Annotated in this window: 17 protein-coding genes; 3 read left to right on the forward strand and 14 right to left on the reverse strand. The window is 30.6% G+C overall.

The annotated features are described in order from the left end of the window. Positions 1-77: 77 nt before the first annotated feature. The 7 genes from ACJDUH_RS10060 to ACJDUH_RS10090 form a co-directional block, all read right to left on the reverse strand. The gene (locus ACJDUH_RS10060) at positions 78-503 is read right to left on the reverse strand and encodes a YaaR family protein (RefSeq protein WP_406765083.1); all 426 of its coding nucleotides are present in this window, start codon (positions 501-503) and stop codon (positions 78-80) included. Positions 504-577: 74 nt separating this feature from the next. Continuing rightward, entirely contained in the window at positions 578-1444 is an 867-nt protein-coding gene (locus ACJDUH_RS10065) for an SDR family oxidoreductase (RefSeq protein WP_406765084.1), read from the reverse strand. 63 nt (positions 1445-1507) lie between these two features. Next, the gene (locus ACJDUH_RS10070) at positions 1508-1771 is read right to left on the reverse strand and encodes a hypothetical protein (protein ID WP_406765085.1); all 264 of its coding nucleotides are present in this window, start codon (positions 1769-1771) and stop codon (positions 1508-1510) included. Between the two features lie 178 nt (positions 1772-1949). Beyond that, on the reverse strand, positions 1950-2447 hold the full coding sequence (locus ACJDUH_RS10075; RefSeq protein ID WP_406765086.1) for a GAF domain-containing protein: 498 nt from the start codon (positions 2445-2447) through the stop codon (positions 1950-1952). 144 nt (positions 2448-2591) lie between these two features. Continuing rightward, positions 2592-3299, reverse strand: a complete 708-nt coding sequence (locus ACJDUH_RS10080) for an LrgB family protein (RefSeq protein ID WP_406765087.1) — start codon at positions 3297-3299, stop codon at positions 2592-2594. Further along, positions 3283-3645, reverse strand: a complete 363-nt coding sequence (locus ACJDUH_RS10085) for a CidA/LrgA family protein (RefSeq protein ID WP_406765088.1) — start codon at positions 3643-3645, stop codon at positions 3283-3285. Before ACJDUH_RS10085 ends, ACJDUH_RS10080 begins: the two co-directional genes overlap by 17 nt. A 131-nt stretch (positions 3646-3776) precedes the next feature. After that, positions 3777-3983 (reverse strand): DUF350 domain-containing protein, encoded by a 207-nt coding sequence (locus ACJDUH_RS10090; protein WP_406765089.1) that lies wholly within the window; start codon positions 3981-3983, stop codon positions 3777-3779. Between the two features lie 321 nt (positions 3984-4304). Between ACJDUH_RS10090 and ACJDUH_RS10095 the strand changes: the two genes are divergently transcribed. Beyond that, positions 4305-7361: a vitamin B12-dependent ribonucleotide reductase gene (locus ACJDUH_RS10095; RefSeq protein ID WP_406765090.1), complete on the forward strand. Its 3057-nt coding sequence runs from the start codon at positions 4305-4307 to the stop codon at positions 7359-7361. 93 nt (positions 7362-7454) lie between these two features. Here ACJDUH_RS10095 and ACJDUH_RS10100 read toward each other — a convergent pair whose 3' ends face one another. Then, entirely contained in the window at positions 7455-7826 is a 372-nt protein-coding gene (locus ACJDUH_RS10100) for a hypothetical protein (protein WP_406765091.1), read from the reverse strand. A gap of 192 nt (positions 7827-8018) precedes the next feature. Here ACJDUH_RS10100 and ACJDUH_RS10105 point away from each other — a divergent pair, with 192 nt between their 5' ends. Both ACJDUH_RS10105 and ACJDUH_RS10110 read left to right on the forward strand, forming a co-directional pair. Further along, the gene (locus ACJDUH_RS10105) at positions 8019-8498 is read left to right on the forward strand and encodes an Lrp/AsnC ligand binding domain-containing protein (protein ID WP_406765092.1); all 480 of its coding nucleotides are present in this window, start codon (positions 8019-8021) and stop codon (positions 8496-8498) included. Positions 8499-8633: 135 nt separating this feature from the next. Beyond that, positions 8634-8855, forward strand: coding sequence for a DUF378 domain-containing protein (locus ACJDUH_RS10110; protein WP_406765093.1), 222 nt, complete (start codon positions 8634-8636; stop codon positions 8853-8855). A gap of 102 nt (positions 8856-8957) precedes the next feature. Here ACJDUH_RS10110 and ACJDUH_RS10115 read toward each other — a convergent pair whose 3' ends face one another. From ACJDUH_RS10115 to ACJDUH_RS10140, 6 genes are all read right to left on the reverse strand, one after another. Further along, entirely contained in the window at positions 8958-10712 is a 1755-nt protein-coding gene (locus tag ACJDUH_RS10115; RefSeq protein ID WP_406765094.1) for a phosphoenolpyruvate carboxykinase (ATP), read from the reverse strand. Positions 10713-10836: 124 nt separating this feature from the next. Then, positions 10837-11754 carry a S66 peptidase family protein gene (locus tag ACJDUH_RS10120; RefSeq protein ID WP_406765782.1) on the reverse strand — a complete coding sequence of 306 codons (918 nt, stop codon included), beginning with the start codon at positions 11752-11754 and terminating at the stop codon, positions 10837-10839. Positions 11755-11952: 198 nt separating this feature from the next. After that, positions 11953-13065, reverse strand: coding sequence for a rod shape-determining protein RodA (rodA, locus tag ACJDUH_RS10125; RefSeq protein WP_406765095.1), 1113 nt, complete (start codon positions 13063-13065; stop codon positions 11953-11955). A 172-nt stretch (positions 13066-13237) separates the two neighbouring features. After that, on the reverse strand, positions 13238-15220 hold the full coding sequence (gene tkt, locus ACJDUH_RS10130; RefSeq protein WP_406765096.1) for a transketolase: 1983 nt from the start codon (positions 15218-15220) through the stop codon (positions 13238-13240). A gap of 133 nt (positions 15221-15353) precedes the next feature. Beyond that, complete coding sequence (locus tag ACJDUH_RS10135) at positions 15354-16085, reverse strand: class I SAM-dependent methyltransferase (protein ID WP_406765097.1); 732 nt, start codon at positions 16083-16085, stop codon at positions 15354-15356. A gap of 142 nt (positions 16086-16227) precedes the next feature. After that, a complete protein-coding gene (locus ACJDUH_RS10140) occupies positions 16228-17919 on the reverse strand; it encodes a methyl-accepting chemotaxis protein (RefSeq protein ID WP_406765098.1) in 1692 nt (563 codons plus the stop codon). Between the last annotated feature and the right edge of the window lie 98 nt (positions 17920-18017).

The following is an 18017-nucleotide window of genomic DNA, read 5'->3' on the forward strand; positions in this document are numbered from 1 at the left end:
AACTTAAGAAGATTATTTACTAATCTTCCTCAATGTTCTAACTAGTTTCCCACATTTCAGTGTCTAGCTTTTTATCTCTATTTATAAATATCTACAACTAGGCCGCTTATTTCATCTATAGTTGAAGCTATCTTTAAATTATCTTTTTCATCTAAAAGCAGCATTTCAGTTAATTCCTTTAGTTTATTATCAATTATGTCTACAGTCATAAAATATTGTGTCTGCCAAAAACTAATATCCTTATTAATTTCATACATATAAGAAAGTACAGATTTAAGATATTCCTTTATCATTTTCTTATAGGCATGTACATCAGAATAACATTTTGTTACAGCTAGTCTATTCCCCTTTTTCTTTATATCCTCAAGTATACGTTTTAATTGTTCTTCATTTTTTCTATCTCGTGCAAAATTAAAGCTCTGCGAAAAATCCTTTTTAATTCCTATACCCTTTTTATCTTCAGAGGTAATTGGGGTATTTCTATTTATTCTAGATATCTCCAAGTAACTCATCTCCAATATTAGCTTTTGTTTGGTTATTGTATATCTACATAAGAAACCTTAACGTCTCTTGAAATTTACTTTGCTAAATTAAATTCTTTAATACAAAGACTTATAGCTTCTTCAGTATTTAAGAAATCTATTCCAAGCTTTTTTAATTTTTTATTAGTTATTCTAATATCTCTTTGCTGCTTATTATATCTTGCATCGTCTTTTACTATTATTTCATTTAATCTATGACTAATGCCAAGCTTCTTTACTATAACTTCAGCAATGTCAAAGGTTGAAAGATCATTTTCACTGCCTGTATGATAAGTTCCATAAGGGATTTCCATAATTTTTTCTATATTTTTCAATAAATCATAAACATAAGTCATACCCCTATATTCATGGGAAGGTACAAGTATCTTATTACCACTTATAGAAGCTGCAACTACATTCCATAAAATATTTGGATTAACCTTACGAAAACGTTCTGGTACACCAAAAATCCAGGTAAGTCTTAAAATCCATTTATCTTCTAATATCTTTTCAATTTCTTTTTCAGCAGTTAGCTTATGCTGCCCATAAGTTGTATTAGGTATAGGCTCTGTTTTTTCACTGTAAGGACCTGCTTCTATATTGCCGTTAAAAATTTGTTCTGTACTTAAATTTATCATTTTAGTTTTAACTAAATTACAGGCTTTAGCAATATTTATGGATCCTGTAACGTTAATATCATAGGAAGCAGCCTTATCTTCTTCACATTTAGCTGTGTCTGCAATGGCAGCTGTATGAAGAACATATTGAGGCCTTAAAGACTTAAATATTTCTGATACCTTTTTTTCGTCTCGAATATCCAAATCACTTTTTTTCAAGGCTGTAATATCATACTTGCTCTTATAATATTCACAGAACCTGGATGCTAAAAATCCAGAAGCTCCAGTTACTAATATTTTATCCATAATAAATCTCCAAAACCAGAATATATTTATTAAATTATAACATTAAAGAAATTAATGACAAGCTTAATTTTTATTTTTTAAATTCATATTATCTAAGTCTTTTCTTAGTTTTTGTTCTATAATATAAATTTTATTAGACGTATTTAATTTCATATCATTACTATTCTCAATCTTATGATAGGAAAAAATATAAACTAAATTAAAGCATAGTCCATATAATACAACGAAAATTAAAACTATTATTAATACCTTAATAAATTTATTGTTAACCTTAAGTTTACTTTCTCTAAGCTCTAGATCTTCAACAATGTCATAGTCTCCTCTCATTTTTATACCCCCATTATATTTTAAAATACGGATAAAGTTTCTTTATAATATATGTAGAACATGTCCACCATATACTTAATTATTGACACCATCTTTAGCATTTAATCACATAACGGGTTATTAATTCACATATTTTGTTTTTATTTTTATTTATTAAAAAAGAAGCCCATTAGGCTTCTTATATACTTTTCCAGTCTATATACTTATTTAATTTTTCAACAAATAAAACTAAATATTTTTCTTCTAGTTCGCTAAATCTGTTTAGTTCTGGACTATCCAAATCTAAAACACCATAAATAACTTCATCTTTAATTATTGGAATTACAAGTTCAGAATTAGAGGCTGAGTCACAGGCTATATGCCCTGGAAAATCATGAACATTATTTATTCTTTGTACCTTTCTTTCTAAAGCTGCAGTTCCGCAAACTCCCTTACCTAGATTAATTCTATTACAAGCAGGAAGGCCTTGAAATGGTCCAAGTATTAATTCCTCATCTCTCATAATATAAAAACCAGCCCAATTTAATCTATCTATTACAGCCTTAATAATTGCCCCGGCGTTGCATAAGTTAGCTAGGCTGTCCGTTTCTGAACTTAACTGACCTTCTAATAGTATAAGCATATATTTATATTTTTGTTCAGTACTCATTTTATTTAAACCATCTAATTTAAACATAATTACCTCCAATACAAAATAATTTTATTTTAGTTCATTTTAACACTTTATTTTAGCTGATTTCAATAACATTCAAATTGCTTTTGAACTTTCCTTAATCATTTGAAAAATTATTTATAACAAAATATATTATATTTAACTAGTTTAAAATAATTTTAATAAAGTAAATAGCTTTACTAATAAGGGAGCTATTATAACTGTAAAAAGTCCAGCTATTCCCACAGCCAGACTGCTCATTGCGCCTTCTGTTTCTCCTATTTCCACTGCTTTTGTAGTTCCTAATGCATGTGAGGCAGTTCCAATTGCTACTCCTATTGAAACCTTGTCTTTTATTTTAAACATCTTACAAATAAATGGCCCAACTATTGCACCAAAAATGCCTGTAATTATAATTGCTGCAACTGTAACTGATGGTATGCCATTAAGTTGACTGGAGATTGCAACACCTATTGGAGTTGTAACTGATTTAGGTACAAGAGAACTCTTTAATGCAATGCTTACATTAAAAAGTTTTGCTAGTAATATAATGCTTAGCATTCCGCAAGTTGAGCCAATGGTTATACCTGCTATTATAGGCAAGGCATTTGATTTAAGCACGTTAATTTTCTTATAAAGCGGCACTGCAAGTACTACTGTTGCAGGTGCTAAAAAGAAGGAAATATATTGTCCACCTTTATTGTAGTCTTCAAATTTTATATTCGCTGTTAGAAGTAACAATATTATTAAAGCTTGACTTACAAATAAAGGATTCAGGACTGCTAATTTTGTCTTCTTATTTAAATAAATTCCAATTTCATAGGCTATTAGTGAAATCGTAATACCAAATAGTGGAGTACTAATTATTTCCTTCATGACTGCAGCCTCCCTTTAAAATTTGTACTGTAAATCCTGTTACTACTAAAACGACTATTGTAGAAATAAAAATAATTACCAAAATTGAAAACAAGCTTCCTCTTAGAATATCAAAGCTTGTTAAAATTTGTACACCTGCAGGTACAAAAAAGAAAGCTAAATGATCTAGTAGAAAATCACTTACCTTGTCAATATGCCTTAATTTAATTATTCCTGTAGAAAGGAAAATTAAGAGTAATACCATACCTATAACATTTCCTGGAATAGGGATCTCAATAATTTTATTAATCATCTCTCCTAATAAACATATAACTAGTATTATTGCAGATTGTCTCAAGAGCTTCATAAATTCATCCTCGCTTTATTTCGTAATACTAATCATCATACCACTAAAATAAAGAAAAACCTTAATTGTAAGAAAATCAATAAAATATAGAAAATAAAATAGCTCCTACTTTTAAGTAGAAGCTATATTTGCTATGCAGCAACGACTCTAGATACTATTATTGCTATGCCAATTAAAAGACCTGCTATGACAATTGCTACAGCAACATTATTTTTTTCAAGTTCTTTGTTAAAGTCAAGAGGTATCATTTTATCGAAAATAATATATCCTATAGCCATTATTACTATTCCTAAAAGTCCAAATAATGCACTTAAGCCTAAATTATTAAGCACTCCCATATAAATCCCCCCTATATTTTTTTTAGTATTTATATTTAATATTATTTCATAAACCCTCCATTTATTCAAGCAAATAATAATTTAAATAATACTGGGCTGCTGCAGCTTAAAAAGAACTTACAGATAGAGCCTTATTCCTTAGAAGAAAATTTTATTTAGTTTAAATATACTATCTGGGGTATAATCATAAGAATTTATATATCGATAATATTATTGAATTATATAATAAAATAAATTATAATATTAGAGTAACACTATATATGGTATATTTAAACAATTTTACTACTACATATAGGTAATTTATATAACGGGGGTTGTACTATGGACAGCACATCAAAGGATAAAAAATCAATTCATTTAAATTCAATACTTAAAAGAATGTATACCAAAGAATTAGAAAACGATAGTACTAAAACAGTATATGATCTATTTAATTGGAAAAATGTTGATGTATTTTTGAAGGATTATAAAACTTCAAAGGTGATTTTAGATATGAAAGATCTAGAATTCCCTGAAAACTACTCACAAAATGCATGTAATATAATAGCATCAAAATATTTTAGAAGAGCTGGAGTACCTAATAGCTTAGGCTATGAAAACAGCATGAAAATGGTGGCTGACAGACTTGTTAGCTTTTGGGCTGAAGCACTTGTAGATGAAGGTATAATTGAAACTGAAGATGAAAAAAGTATTTTCTATGACGAAATGGTCTTTGGGCTTTTAAATCAGATGTATGCCCCAAATTCTCCACAATGGTTTAATACAGGTCTTTCACTAGCATATGGAATTAAGGGTAATAAGCAGGGAAACTATTTCTATGATGAGTCTTTAAATAAGGTTGTTGAATGTGAAGATACATATTCTCGTACACAGGCTTCAGCATGTTTTATTGTATCTATTGAAGATAAACTTCTAGGTGCACATTCTATTTCTGAACAATTTGTTACAGAAACAAAGCTTTTTAAAGGTGGGTCCGGAACAGGAACAAACTTTTCAACATTAAGGGCAAAAGGTGAAAAACTTTCTGGTGGCGGGGTTTCTTCAGGACTCATGAGCTTTCTAAAAGGTCTTGATCGAAATGCTGGTGCAATAAAATCTGGCGGTACAACTAGAAGAGCAGCAAAAATGGTTTGTCTTGATGTAGATCATCCTGAAATAATGGATTTTATTACCTGGAAGGCAAAGGAAGAAGACAAAGTTAGGGCCTTAGGTAAAATGGGCTACGATATGGATATTGACGGAGAAGCTTACGAAACTGTTTCTGGTCAAAACAGTAATAATTCAATAAGATTTTCTGATGAATTTATGAAAAAGGTTATGGAATTAAGCTTAAATCCTGATGAAGAAATTGAACTAAAAGGCAGGATGGATTCTAAAGTTAACAGAAACATAAAAGTTAAAGAGCTTTGGGATAAATTTAATTATTCTGCATGGCATTGCGCAGACCCAGCTCCACAATTTGATGAAACATTTAACGCTTGGCATACTTGTCCTGCTGGTGAAGATGGAATTTATAGCGCAAAACATAATAGAATAAATTCCACTAATCCTTGTGGTGAATATGCTTTCTTAGATGATACCTCCTGTAACTTAGCCTCCATAAATATATTTAAGTTCTATGAGCATGAAACAAAAAGTTTTGATGTTCAAGGCTACATACATTTTGTAGGGTTAATTCAGCTTGCACTTGAAGCTTCCATTCATTGGGGACAATTTCCTACAGAAGACATTGCAAGAAAAACTTACATGTTTAGAACTACTGGTTTAGGACTCTCTAACTTAGCAGCACTATTTATGGTACTAGGATTTCCATATGATTCTGAAGAAAGTAGGGCAATAGCTTCATCATTAATAGGAATTATGACAGGTCATTCCTATTATGTATCGTCAATAATGGCAGAAAAGGCAGGTCCTTTTAGAAAATATGATATTAATAAGGAGCATATGCTGAGGGTTATCAGGAATCATGCAAGAGTAGCCGGTGCTGAAGCATCTGACTATGAAGGTTTAAATTATAATCCAGTAAAGGTTAATCATGAAATATTAGCTAATTTGAATTTAACTTCTTTTAGTGATTCTTTAAAAAATGTATGGAAAAATGCTTTGGAAAACGGAAATAAATATGGTTATAGAAATGCACAGGTTTCAGTAATAGCCCCTACTGGTACAATTTCATTTGCAATGGACTGTACAGCTACCTCCATTGAGCCTTTCTTTAGCCACATAGTATACAAAAAACTTGTAGGCGGCGGATATATGACAGTAGTAAATCCATGCCTTGAAATGTCCTTAGAAAACTTAAACTACTCAAGCGAAGAGATTGAGGAAATTTTAGATTATGTTCTCAGAAAAGAAACCGTACTTGAAAACGACTTTGAATATGAGAGAATTTTAGATGGTAAAATCGAAGGAGCTCCCCATCTAAAAGAGGAGCACTTAGCTATATTTGATACAGCAAATAAATGTGGCAGCGGAGATAGATATATTAAGCCTATGGGACATGTAGCTATGGTTGCAGCTATAACTCCACTTATTTCTGGAGCTGTTTCAAAGACAGTGAATCTTCCAAAAAATGCTACAGTGGATGACTTTAAAGATGTAGTTCTTACTTCCTGGGAGTTAGGAATAAAAGGTATTACACTTTATAGAGACTCCTCCAAAGCCGCTCAGCCACTTAATACGAACCTTCTTTCAGAAAGTGAAGAAGTAAATTTAGAAAATCTGACTTATGCACAACTTCTTCAAAAGGCTAAAGAGTTTCAATCTGAAAGGCATTATTCAAAACGTGATAAGCCTACTGGGATAAGATACGGAACGACTCATCCAGCTCAAATTGAAGATGTTAAAGTGTATACAACCGTCAATAGACGCGAGGATGGAGAAATTTCTGAGATATATATTACCACAGATAGAGAAGGTACAATAATAACTGGACTCTTAAATTCACTTTCTAAATCTATTTCAGTTATGCTTCAATATCATGTTCCTCCAAAAGATATTGCTAGAATGCTTAGAGGGCAAAAATATGAGCCATATGGTTTTGTACAAAAGCACCCTTATATTAAGCATGTAAGCTCAATTTCTGATCTTATAAGTAAGATAATAGACATTGAACTTGGGGATTATACTAGATGTCAAGTTAAGCCAGAAGCTTATACTAAAAATACTGCTGAAAACTCTCCATATCATCAACATGCTTCTATAGGCAGCATTAGTGAAGAAGTAGCTGCTGCTCAGCCTGAACTTCCTCACAAAAATGGTGAGGAAGGTGTAAAATTATATGGAGCTACATGCCCTACCTGCTCAAGTACAAGGATGGTCATGAATGGAACATGTAAGGTATGTTTAGATTGCGGCTCCACAACTGGATGCAGTTAAAGTTAATGCCTGATAAATTTTTCACTATGTGTCATAGGACGTTTCTTGTGCCACATTAATAAAAGGATTAAATTAAAGACATATGTCTTTAATTTAATCCTTTTTATTTTTTACTCTATTAGGCTTTGCTTTAGGCTTAATTTTAATATCCTTTTTATTTCCTTTTTTGTAGTAAGTGTTTATTGAAGCATTATCTGCTGCTTTTCTCTTGCTCCAACCGCTTAAATCAATAAACCAAAGGAAAAGAATAATAAAAATTCCGGAAGGGCCATAAACCCAAAGTGGATTTTTTTGATCAACACCTAAGAAACTCGGTGCAACTAGAAAAACAATTGCTATTGCTATTACTATCCACCTATTTACCTTTACTTTATCTAAAATGAAGTATTTTAGTCCATTGTAAATAATTAGAATAGCTATGGCAAATACAAGCATTTCCAAAATTAATTTAGACCAACTTGGCATAATTTCTTTACCTCCATTAGTGATATTTAATATATAACTATTATGAAGCATTTGGGCTGATTTATCAATATATATAAAAATTAATAAATATTTTAATAAATTACTTGTTATAAAATTGTCAAACATATATTTTTCTGTTATAATATTTTTATTAGCTTGTATAAATCTGAGTAATATTTCAGGAGGTCAATTATGGATGGGGCATGTAATCTTCAACTTGATGATTTAGATTTTCAAATATTAAGTATACTTTTTAATGATTCTAGGACTCCATTTTTAGAGATAGCAAGACAATGCCATGTTAGTGGAGGCACAATTCATGTTAGAATGAAAAAAATGGAAGACATTGGGATTATAACAGGAACTAAGCTTATTGTTGATAATACAAAGCTTGGTTATGATGTCTCTTGTTTTATAGGTATAAAATTAGATAAGGCATCCTCTTATCCTGAAGTATTAAAGGATATGAAAACAATCGATGAAATAGTGGAACTTCACTATACAACTGGAGAATATTCCATTTTTATAAAATTATTATGTAAAAATATTTCTCACCTACAGGATATACTTATGAATAAAATACAAAATATAAATGGTGTACAGAGTACAAATGCTTTTATTTCACTTCTTAAACCTATAGATAGAAATATAAAATTAAACTGCAACTTTTAAAGCCTATAAGGCTTTTTTTTTACAATTTTTTTATATTGAGCAAAAACTAAATAATATTTTTCATAATTTTTTTCATAATTTTTAAAAATACGCGGATACTATTAATGACTAAATATTTGTAAAGGAGATAGGATTATGAGAACATTAGATGCTCTAGTTTTATTGTTTGTCGTAATTGGTGCAGTTAATTGGGGATTAATAGGTTTTTTTAACTTTAATTTAATCTCTGCTCTTTTTGGAGAAATGACTACTTTATCAAGAGTAATATATGCCGTTGTTGGTATTGCAGGGATATACGCAATTTCGTTCTTCGGTAGAGATAGAGGTTATGATAGACATGACGAAGTAGTTAGATAACTATGGAATTATTTAAAAATGCAAACAACTGCTTAAAAGTTGTTTGCATTTTTAATAGGTAAATTATATTTATGTGTTTTTAAAAAGTTTCATTGCTTAGCTTTATAAATTTTTAATTATTTCAAATAATTTAATTGCTGCTTTTTTAGGACCATCTTTTTCTTTGCCTTCTATGGCCAAACATGTATTTATTTGGCCAACCTTTACTCCCGTGGTAAAGAAATTATCAAAATACAAAGGTAAGAGTTTCTCCATATCTTCTCTTCTTTGCACAGGACCAAAGGGATTTGCAAAATATGATTTTACTAGACCCTTTTCTGTTGTCGTGCCTTTAGCCATTCTTGCTCCTTCCCTAAAAGTCTCTATTGCTGCCTTAGGAGATAGAAAGTATTCAATTTCAGAATCTCCCTCCTTAACCTCTTCATAATTATTTGCATATAATAATAAATCAATAGGGTATCCCTTAACTACTTCTTTATAGGTTGCAACAGGCATAACAAGCCTTGCATTTATTTTATCTGGATTCATAAATATACTTCTATCAATCTCTTTAAAGGCATAACCTTGGTCTAAATCATCCAGTCTTACAAATGCCCCTGTTTCAGTGCCATAGCCTAAGGCTTTACCTTTATCATTAAGCTTCAATACTCCCATATCATCAAAGACCACAGTCATATCACTGATATAGTCTTCACTTAAACCCCTAAAGGCTTCTAGACTTTCAGATTTCCCCGCTCCGCTGTCTCCCATTATTATCACATTAGCCGCTTTCCCATTTTTCATAACAATATTAACCATGGCCCCATGAATTGGAAGGTACCCTCTTTTTATCATAATTAGATTGTGGAGGGTTAAGGTCATTTTTTTCATATATCCGAAATAATCTATTTCATTACCATAGGTCACTAAGCCGAGCATAATATTATTTGCATTATCATTATAAAATACTGTTTCAACTTTATTATCATTAGCTCGTGCTCCAAAGACATAGATAATATCAGGTTTAACACCCTTATATTCCTCTTCCTTTGCCATCTCAAATAAATTGCAAAGTGTTACTCCATGAGACATAAAATCTCTGTGAAAATAAATATAAGCAAGTAATGTTCCAACCTTTGCCGGAAAACAAAAGAAGTGGTCTTTATTTAAATTTACGTCACTAAGGGGATTATCAAAGACCTCCATAAAAATTCCGTCTCTTGTATTCTTTTTAGGATATGAAATAAATGGTGGATCAATCATAATTGAACTAATAAAAGGTATATTTTTTAACATACTATACTCCATTGGTATATCCCACTTATTGCTATTTACAATAATACCTGCATTTCCTCCAGCAGGAAGCTGCCTATATACTGATGGTTTGTATCCTAATATATGTTCCTCTATTCTTCTGTAGGTATTAAGTACAAGTTTTGAAAAATTAATATTGGCATCAAGAAAACTTACACTCTCATATCCTTCTAGTCCATTAACTCTACTGTTGTGAATTAAAGTATATCTTTCAAGCCTTCTCCAAAAGTTATATAAATCTTCAATTAAGTCAATAAAATTTTCCTTCTTTATGAAAATACTCTTATATTTCTCATTCAACTTTATTATATTTTCTGATTTCTCTATTGTAAGCAGCTTTAAAAGTCTAATAACTTCATCAGTTAACTCAACTGTACCCTTTAGTTGTAAACTATTTTCTAAATATCTATATATATTAGACCTTCTATACATTATTTTTTCTAAATAAGAAGCTACAACCCTTCTAAATCCACTGCTATCTATTAATTTCTCCATAGTGTCACAATACTTAACAGTAAAATTAATCATAACTTTGTCATTGCTCAAAGAAAATTCTTTTTTCATTTATTTATGCCCCCATAATGATATTTACGGCTTTAATTCTTTCAATATTTTATTGCATAGTTATATATTATCATGTTTTATGAATTTTTTAAATCTTTAAATTTCATTTTCTTAATTTCTTTAATCACCTGCATACAGCTTCTAAAACATCTACAGATAAGTCCTTACAATTGAGTTTTACCTTAGCCCCTATAGGTAGTATTATCTTTGGGTCCTCATGGCCGCTCATAAAATTCATGAGTGTTGGCTTATTTAATCTTAAAATTCTATTTTCAATTACTTCCTTTAATGAAAATTTATTTTCTTTTTTTTCTGTCTCACAATTTGTAAATTGACCTAAGATAAAGCCTCTGCACTCTTGCAGTTTTCTAGCAAACAAAAGCTGGGTTAACATCCTGTCAACTTTATATGGATCTTCATCTACCTCTTCTATAAAAAGAATTCTGTTTCTGGTTATGATTTCATAATTAGTGCCTAGGCTGCTGCATATTAAAGTTAGATTCCCTCCTACTATTCTGCCTTCTACACTTTTTTCCATATTGCTAACCATAGCTGTATTTTGTGGATTTTTAATACTGTATTTTCTATTTCCATCTGATAAACTTCTAAAAAAGGCCTCTTGACTCTCCTTAATATTAAGCCTGCTATTAAGCATTGGACCATGAAAGGTTATTAAGCCTTCTTTTTCAAATAAATAATTCAATAATATGGTAATATCACTGTACCCCATAAAAATCTTAGGATTCTTTCTTATTTTTTTAAAATCAATATACGGCAACAACCTCATTGCCCCATATCCGCCTCTAATACAAAGCAGCATTTTTACATCACTATCATCAAACATATCGTTGATATCCTGTGCTCTATCTTCGTCCCTTCCAGCAAAATAGCCCCATTTATCATAAATATGTTTGCCCTTTTTTATATTGAATCCTAAACTTTTCAACATGCCTATTCCATTTTCTATATTTTCCTCTGTTTCAATACTAGCAGGTGCTACAATACCAATAGTATCTCCTCTTACAAGCCTCGCTCCTCTCAAACCTCTCACCTCGATTCCCATATTTATACATTATATTCCTTGCTTATTCAGTTTAGATTCATATATAAGGAGATTTCCACCTGATCTAATTATCAGATGTTAAATAAATATTAATGGTAAACTAGAAGCATTAGAATTTCATAGAAAGTAAAAGAGTAACAAAAAATAAAAAACTTATAAGGTAGCATAAATGCTTCCTTATAAGTTTAATTTACCTTTCTTCGTACCTATACACAATACTATTCCAATGGCCACTAAATTTGCTAAAATAGAACTCCCACCATAGCTCATTAATGGTAAAGTGATTCCAGCTATGGGCATTATTCCAATAGTCATACCAATATTTTGAAAAATAGAAAAAAGGAGAGAAGAAATTACACCAACACATACAAGTTTACTCATTATATTATGTGATTCATTACTTATTTTCATAATTCGCATTAAAAGTACAAAATAAAGTAATATCAAAAATATTCCACCAATTAGTCCCCATTCCTCACCAACACAAGAAAAAATAAAGTCTGTATGAACCTCAGGAATAAAGCCCCCTGCAATTTGTGTTCCATTTAAGAAACCTTTCCCCAGTAACCCACCTGACCCAATTCCGATAAGCGATTGAGTTAATTGATATGCAATATCCGATTCATATGCACCAGGATTTATAAAAGATATAATTCGATTTTTTTGATAGATCTTTAAAATGCCACTAAACCATATAATAAGACTTATAGGAATTACTGAAATAAAACCAGTATATATTATCTTTAAATCTAATCCAGCAATGAATAATATGCCTAAAGTAATAAAGAAACAAATAAGTGCCATTCCAACATTAGGTTGAATAAGGATTAAAACAATGGGTATTAATGAATAACCTATTAGTATTAGTAAATTTTTAGCATTATTAATGTTCCCTTCAAAATCCTCAATTTTTTTAGAAAGGATTAGAATTAAACCTATCTTTACAAATTCACCTGGTTCTATGGCAATACTACCAATCCTTATCCAAGAAGCTGCTCCTTTAACTGCTCTACTGCTTATATCATTAAACACTAGTAAAGCAATACTTGCCCAATAAATAATTTCAGTGTAATTTTTAATAAATATAAAATCCTTTGAAGATATAAAAATAATAATGGCAAAACCTATTATAATCCATAAAAATTGAAGCTTTACATAATTAGACCCAGAAGATAAATGCATTGTACTATAAATATTCAATAATCCAAAAATTAATATTATAACAACATCAATTATAAGTATATAGTCCAGATTTTTTAACTTTTTCTTATATCCCCTAAAATCTATCACTAGATTTACCTCCGATATTTTAACTTAGGAACATATATAATTATATTGAGTTTTTCTTATAAATCAATTGTAATTTATTAAATTATATTTAATTTTAAATTGCATTTTTATTAATTATTAAAAAAGCCACCTATGTGATAAAAATACACATAGGTGGCACTAAAAATCTACCTTATTTTAATAAAGTCATAGTCTTGTTAACTACATTTTCTACGGTAAATCCAAATTTTTCGAATAATAGTTCAGCTGGTGCTGATTCTCCAAAGTGATCTATGGAAATTATATCTCCATCAAAACCAACATATTTATGCCAACCAAAGGAGCTAGCAGCTTCCACAGCAAGTCTTTTTCTAACTGATTTTGGAAGTACGCTTTCCTTATATTCACTGCTTTGAGCCTCAAAAACTTCAAAGGAAGGCATACTTACTACTCTAGCATCAACGCCCCTATCCTTTAAAACTTTTGCTGCTTCATAAATAAATTCAACTTCAGAACCAGTTGCCATAAGTATAATATCAGGTACTGCTTTTTCACTATCTTTTAATATATATGCGCCCTTTAGAGCTCCTTTTTTAGATTCCTCATAAAGCGGTAAATTCTGTCTTGTAAGAACTAAGGCAGTTGGTCCATCTTGTCTTGTAATAGCTGAATACCAAGCTGCTACAGTTTCATTTGAATCAGCAGGTCTAAATACGTTCATATTCGGCATACTTCTTAAGGATGCCAATTGTTCTATAGGTTGATGAGTAGGTCCATCTTCTCCAACACCAATGCTGTCATGAGTTAATACATAGGTTACAGGAAGCTTCATTAGAGAGGATAGCCTCATAGCCCCCTTCATATAATCGCTGAATACAAAGAAGGTTGCAACGAAGGTTCTTAAACCGCCATGAACTGCTATACCATTTCCTATTGCTGCCATAGCATGTTCCCTTACTCCAAAGTGAAGATTTGCTCCACTTCTATCTTCAGCTGAAAAATCACCTTTATCCTTCATATAGGTTTTATTAGATGGAGCTAAATCTGCAGAACCTCCAATTAGATTTGGGACTAATTTGGCTAATCTATTAATAACTTCACCAGAGGAAGCTCTTGTAGCCATTTTACCGTTAAACTTCCAGAAATCTTCATCATTTAATAGTTCTACTGGAAGTTTATCACTGTGCCAAACTTCCCACTCCTTAGCAAGCTCAGGATATTTATTGCAATAGCTTGCAAAAATATTATTCCATTCTTCTTCCTTTTCCTGCCCTTCTTCTATAAGAGTATTCATATATGCACGTACTACTTCAGGAACATGGAATTCTCCTTCAAATTGCCATTTTAGAAATTCCTTTGTTTTCATTATATTTTCTGCGCCAAGTGGCTCTCCATGGGCACCTGCAGTACCTTGCTTTGGTGAACCATAACCTATCTGGGTTTTAACAACTATAATGCTAGGTCTCTCGTGATCTTCTTTTGCAAGCTTAATAGCATTATTAATAGAAGTTATATCATTCCCATCTTCCACTACAAGGACTTGCCAGCCATAAGCTTTATATCTTGTCTCAACACTTTCTCTGAAAGCTATATCCGTATTTCCTTCAATGGATATTTTATTTGAATCGTATAATACTATAAGTTTATCTAAAGCCAATGTTCCTGCTAATGATGCAGCTTCAGAAGTAATTCCTTCCATCATATCTCCATCACCAGAAAGTACATATGTATAATGGTTAACTATCTTAAAGTTTGGTCTATTAAACTTTTCAGCCAAATGACTTTCAGCTATTGCCATACCTACACCTGTTGCTAAACCTTGTCCTAAAGGCCCTGTTGTAGTTTCTACACCATTGGTATGACCATATTCTGGATGACCAGGAGTCTTACTTCCAAGTTGTCTAAAGTTCATTAAGTCATCTATTGTTAGTCCATAACCAAATAAATGCAGAAGGGAATATAACAGCATTGAGCCGTGCCCAGCAGATAGGATGAATCTGTCTCGATCTAACCATTTACTGTTATTAGGATTATGCTTCATTTGTTTTGCCCAAAGTGTATAAGCCATTGGTGCTGCTCCAAGAGGAAGCCCTGGATGACCGGAATTTGCCTTCTGAACACCTTCTGCGGATAATATTCTAATTGAATTGACTGTTAAATTTTCAACATTGCTCATATAGTACTACTCCTTTAATTGTATTTTAATTACTAATTTATCCTTTAAATAACTTCAATGTATATTATAACTCACGAATTTAAAATAATCCATTTTAATTTTAATAAAATAGAAGATGTAAATTAACACCTTCTTATTTTTTTACACCTTTTATAACTAAGGAAAAGGAGTCTTCGCTGTACATTTCTTCATTAAAGTTGCCAAAAACTTCGATGCCCTTAAATCCAACATCTTCAAACATAGATTTCAATTCTTCCATTTTAAGAGCAATTAAATCTACAGAGTTTTCATATTTGTCTTCATTACCCTCTTGAGAAACTATAAGTTCGGTATTAAATTCTACCTTGCTTTCGCTTTCTAAATAATTATAATTTCTAATAAATTTAACACCCTTTTCAGCTCTATCAATTGTAGGAAGTGACTTTATATTTTTTTTAATAACTCTGTCAAAATTAATAATTTGTATTACTAATGAGCCATCATCAATAAGCATATCATATATGTCTTTAATTAATTGATGAATTTTTTCTTTATTTTTTAAGTGTACAATTGAATTTCCAATACAAAAAATAAAATCATATTTTTTTCCATAAAAAATATCCTTAGCCTTTGTCATGTCACCTACAATGAAGTCTGCAAATAAGCCACCTTTACCTTTTGCCTTAGTTATCATTTCCTCTCCTAAATCAATACCATCAACCCTATGACCTTTTTGAGCTAAGGCAATTGAATAAGTTCCGCTACCACAAGCTAGATCTAAAACCTTACTATTACCTTTTAAATTTTTGCATAGGTAATTTAGAGTTGTATCGTCCCTTGGAAATACTATATCATAGACTTTGCTTAATTCTTTATAAAACTTCATAAATACTTGGTCTGGACTTTATTAAAGTCCACAACCCTCTCCTTCCCATTTTAAAATTCACATTTGCTTCTATAAATTATATCCATCTATAATATTTTTAATAATACCTGCAGCAAATCTTTTTAATTTTTATTATAAATTTTTATATTTTAAATTCTTCAATGTCTTCTGCTAATTTTTCAGCTGTAAAACTAATGGCTTCAGCGGAATTTAAAAGCTGTTTTACATTTTTTAATTGTTCCTCACTAATTGAAGAAATTGATTTTGCTGAAGCATTAACTTTATCATTAATAGCTGTTACAGATTGTACATCATAAAATATTCTTTCATTTTCTAAAACAGTATTTTTGATAGAAGTACAAACATTTTCTATTTGAGGCAAGGTATTGTTAACTTCTTTCATAATAATATTAAATGAAGTTACTGTCTCATCAATAATTGTTAATTGTCTATCCATTTTTTCAGAGATAAATTCAGAGCTACCAGATACATCTTCTACATTTTTTGAAACTTCATTTACAATATTATTTATATCCTTCGAGGCTTCCAAAACCTGCTCTGCCAGCTTTTTTATTTCTTCGGCTACAACTGTAAAGCCCCTTCCTGCCTCTCCAGCCCTAGCTGCTTCTATTCCAGCATTTAATGCAAGAAGGTTTGTCTGCTCTGCTACGTTGTTTATAACTTCTGTAATATTAACTATTTTTGTAACATCATGACTTAATATATTTATTTCTTTATTAGTCTCTATAAAAGAATTTCTCACATCCTCGATTGAATGAACTAATACCTTTAATTTCTCTGATCCTACGTCAGCATTTTCTTTTATTCTTTCACTGCTTGAAGTGGCATTTTCTACTTTATTGCTAACATTATCTAAAGTAGTTCCAAACACCTCAAGTTTATGAAATATGTCAGTAATATGTATATTTTGGTCTGATACAGAATTAAAAACATCTTCTACAGAATTAGATGCATCTTTTGTGGAAGCAGCAGCAACCTCTCCAAAAGCCATTAGCTGAGAGGAAATTGTATTTAATTCAGTAACAACCTGCTTTATGCCACTAATGGTATTCTTTAGTATCTTAATTGAATTATTTAAAGCACTACTAAGCTTTGCTAATTCATCCCTGCCTTTACTATCAAAGTTAATAGTAAAATCACCATTTGAAAATTTATCAAGATTTTTTACGATTTTTGAAATAGGTCTAGTAATTGAACCTGAAATTATTAGTCCTAATAAGATTGCTAATACTAAAACTAAAATTGAAAATAGTAATGATTGAAGAAAGGTATTTTGTATAACTTTGTTCATGCTTTGAAGTGATATTCCAATATTAATAGTACCTATTAATTTATCTCCTTCATAAAAAGGAGTAGCAACATTATAAACTTGTTCACCAGAAGGGCTTTTAAATATAAAGCCTGTTGTTTCGCCATTTTTTGTAACTCCGTTAATAGAGTTCTTATCTGTAGTTGATATACTATTATTTTCAGTAGCTGAGCTTACTGTATCTGCTGCAGTATCCTTTGTCTCGCTTTTTTCATCACTTGCTAGCATTTTCATATTAGTATCAACAAGTGAAATATAGGAGATACTTCCGTTACTTTCCTTCTTAACTTCGCTAAACAAATTATGAATATCTTCTAAATTATCTATTTTATATCTTGTAATTTCTCTGTTGATTGTAGATATAAGAGTGTTGCCATCATTTTTCATCTGACTGATTGCAGCCTTCTGAACATCATAATAAGAAACCCCCATAAATGTTATAGTACATATGGAAGTTAATATAATAAAAGTAACTAGAAGCTTTTGTTTTAAAGATTTAAACATAAGAATCCTCCGCTTTTCAAATTATGCATATATTTTACATTTATATTATATTATTTTTCTACATAAAAAGCTATAACAGTAAAAATTAATAAAATCAT

The sequence above is a fragment of the Candidatus Clostridium radicumherbarum genome (assembly GCF_045310525.1).
In the GTDB taxonomy this organism is placed as follows: domain Bacteria; phylum Bacillota; class Clostridia; order Clostridiales; family Clostridiaceae; genus Clostridium_AT; species Clostridium_AT radicumherbarum.